Origin of the sequence: uncultured Cardiobacterium sp. (assembly GCF_938028185.1) — a bacterium.
In the GTDB taxonomy this organism is placed as follows: domain Bacteria; phylum Pseudomonadota; class Gammaproteobacteria; order Cardiobacteriales; family Cardiobacteriaceae; genus Cardiobacterium.
Window position 1 is genome coordinate 1 of sequence record NZ_CALJAH010000375.1, and the last position, 2,746, is coordinate 2,746.

A 2,746-nucleotide genomic window follows, 5' to 3' on the forward strand; every position below is an offset into this window, starting at 1 on the left:
CTGCGGCAATAAAATTAACCCGTCTTTGCCTTTTGCCCGAGCGCTGCCCGTATTTGCGCCTGCCTTTCTCCGACCAGCCCCAGCGGTAAACGTCCCCTGCCAGCATACCCGCTTCATCCATATAAAGTATGCGTTCCTTGCCCAGACGCTTTTCCAGTCTTTGCATCTGCCGGACAAAGCGCTCCTGTGCTTTTGGGTCGCCTTCTTTGTAGGTCAGACTCTTTTTTTATGCGTAAATCCGACGCGGTGCAGCCAACGGCGCAGAGCCTCATAGCGAATTTTGCGCCCGAAGCGTTGTTCAAAGGGGGCAAGCAGGTCGTAAACCGTGTTAAACGGGGTTTCCTGAATAAACTCCCGAAAAGCCTCAATATCTTCAACATGATGGCTATGCCCTTTCTGATACTTGGCTTTGGCACAGGTTCTGCCTTCTTTTTCATAGACGCGCAACCATTCATCAAAGCTGCGCCGTTGTATACCGAATATTCTGCAAACTTCGATCTTCTTCATGCCCTGCTCCAGATGCGCGGCTATGGCCCTTTCTCTCATGGCTTGTGGGTATGGCATGGTCAGGCTCCAGGGAAATTGATGATTGTATAGAATTTAGAGAGGATTGCTATATTCACTCGCGGCGCCGTCTTTGACATAGACGAAATACGTGCCGTCGTAGCGGTAATCCAGCGTTTTGCCGGTGACTTCGCCGTCGGGGAATTTTTGCGTGTTTTCAATGAGCGGCACGCGCAGGGTTTTGCTGGCAGCATCGTAGCCAAAATGCGGATATTGCGAGGTTGTGCCGGGCAGACTGTCGCGGTCGTAGGCGAAGGCGATGCTGGAGAGGTCTTTGCCGTGTGAGCGGACAAGCGCGGCGGCTTCCGGTTTGTCGCCCTGAACGCGCAGCAACTGGAGGCTGACCGCCAGCGCATTGCTTGACCCTTGCGCGCTTTCTTCCAGCAGGTACACCGTGCCGCGCTCGCCCAGGTCGGCGGTGTAGAGACCTGTAACATTATCGCTGTTGCCGGAGACGTCTTCGCGCTTTTCCCATTCGGGATGGGCGTCAATAACACGGGTTTTGCCGGTGGCATCGCGGTATTGCCACAGACCGAGGTTGAAACGCATCGTGCCGCCGCTGGCGTCGTCCCAGGAATAGGCGCGGAATTTGTGGTCGCTGGCGGTTGCCATCTGCAACCCTTGTTCGCGCGCCTGCGAAAAATCGCAGTCCCAGCTTTTGTCGGCATCCGTGGTGAGCAGGCGGCGGATTTCGGTATGGGCAGCATTGGCCTTGTTTTCATCGTATGCCGCCGGGCTGTCCACCATCGGTTCCAGAATGGCGAACTGCTGGCGCAACGCGGCGTCAACCGTGGCGCAATCGTAGGCCTGGGCGAGGCCGCTACAGGCGGCAAGGGCGATGAGAATGTTGCGGGACATGGGATTCTCCGTGATAAATGAGCGGGCAGTATATCGCCACGGCACCGCATCATTTCATACCGTTCTGTTTGCTGGCCGCAGGCAACAAAAACCCCCGCCGGAGCGGGGGTGGATTAGGCGGCGATGTTCAGATTTTACTGGGCAACAGGTGCGGCACCAGCAGCAGGTTGTTGTACCTGACGTTCAACGAGTCCATCAACAGTGACTTCTACGCGACGGTTTTGTGCGCGGCCTTCGGCAGTCTTGTTGGTGGCAACCGGGTTTTTCTCGCCCTGACCGTAAGCTTCGATCAGTTGTGACGGAACGCCGTTTTCAGCGAGGTAGTTGGCAACGGTAGATGCACGACGTTCAGAAAGTTTCTGGTTGTAGGCATCTGAACCCTTGGAGTCGGTGTGACCGACCACGGTGATTTTCTGGATGTTGGCACCGCGTTGGTTCAACTGGCCAGCCAAATCCTGCAGGGCTTCTTTGCCTGCCGGTTTGAGGTTGGACTTGTCGAAGTCAAAGTAGGTGTCAGCACCGAGGGTGATCACTTCGCGTTGGGTTTCCATGACCGGCGGCGGCGGTTCCGGTGCTTTCACACCGCAATCACGCAGTCCCTTGTTGGCGTTTACGGTAACGCATTCGCCCCAACGGTTCTTGACGAGATCACCACCGCGGGAGGTCAGGTCTTCTGTAGCGGAAAGATCTGCAAATGCCGGCGCTGCAACGGCAGTAACGGCGGCAAGTGCGATCAGGTTTTTAAGTTTCATATACTTCTCCCAATAACAAAACTTGCAAGTTTAGTTAAGAACTGGTGGACGGCTGCCCGTCCAAGATTGACGGTACCCCTGCCCACGAACAGGCAAGAGGTACCCATCCGCGCGCAATCATAAGGGTTTTGTTGCAAAAATGCAAAGGAAAATCCGGCGATGTGGCGCCTGCGGACGCGGTTCTGTTGCAAAAATGATACGGAAAACGCCAGCCATCCCGCCCGCCCCGGCAAAGGCGCAAAACACCGCCGCAGAACAGGCGTTTGCCCATTCGTGATACCATAGCGCCCGTTTGCCGCATCAGGCGGTTTTTCCACGTTATAAGGTTGAAACAATGAGTGATTTTGCCAAAGAAGTGTTGCCGGTTCGCTTGGAAGACGAGATGCGCAGTTCGTATCTTGATTACGCGATGAGCGTGATTGTCGGCCGTGCCTTGCCGGACGCGCGCGACGGTCTGAAGCCGGTACATCGCCGCGTGCTGTTTTCCATGCACAAACAGGGCAATGCCTGGAACAAGAAATATGTGAAATCCGCGACCATCGTCGGCGACGTCATGGGGAAATACCACCCGC

General features: G+C 55.6%; 4 protein-coding genes. 1 reads left to right on the top strand and 3 read right to left on the bottom strand.

Annotation, left to right across the window (positions count from 1 at the left end; genetic code table 11):
- Positions 1-213: 213 nt before the first annotated feature.
- The 3 genes from Q0349_RS10995 to Q0349_RS11005 all read right to left on the bottom strand — a co-directional run bounded on the left by Q0349_RS10995 (position 214) and on the right by Q0349_RS11005 (position 2,174).
- Positions 214-564, bottom strand: coding sequence for a transposase (locus Q0349_RS10995; RefSeq protein ID WP_366916320.1), 351 nt, complete (start codon positions 562-564; stop codon positions 214-216).
- Between the two features lie 36 nt (positions 565-600).
- Positions 601-1,422: a hypothetical protein gene (locus Q0349_RS11000; RefSeq protein WP_298080995.1), complete on the bottom strand. Its 822-nt coding sequence runs from the start codon at positions 1,420-1,422 to the stop codon at positions 601-603.
- 134 nt (positions 1,423-1,556) lie between these two features.
- The gene (locus tag Q0349_RS11005) at positions 1,557-2,174 is read right to left on the bottom strand and encodes an OmpA family protein (RefSeq protein ID WP_298080996.1); all 618 of its coding nucleotides are present in this window, start codon (positions 2,172-2,174) and stop codon (positions 1,557-1,559) included.
- A 334-nt stretch (positions 2,175-2,508) separates the two neighbouring features.
- Here Q0349_RS11005 and Q0349_RS11010 point away from each other — a divergent pair.
- A partial coding sequence (locus Q0349_RS11010; RefSeq protein WP_298080998.1) for a DNA gyrase subunit A occupies positions 2,509-2,746 on the top strand: 238 nt, incomplete at its 3' end.

Excerpts from the sequence above, each read along its gene's own strand:
- Q0349_RS11000 (WP_298080995.1), bottom strand. The coding sequence starts at position 1,422 with ATGTCCCGCAACATTCTCATCGCCCTTGCCGCCTGTAGCGGCCTCGCC.
- Q0349_RS11005 (WP_298080996.1), bottom strand. The coding sequence starts at position 2,174 with ATGAAACTTAAAAACCTGATCGCACTTGCCGCCGTTACTGCCGTTGCA.
- Q0349_RS10995 (WP_366916320.1), bottom strand. The coding sequence starts at position 564 with ATGCCATACCCACAAGCCATGAGAGAAAGGGCCATAGCCGCGCATCTG.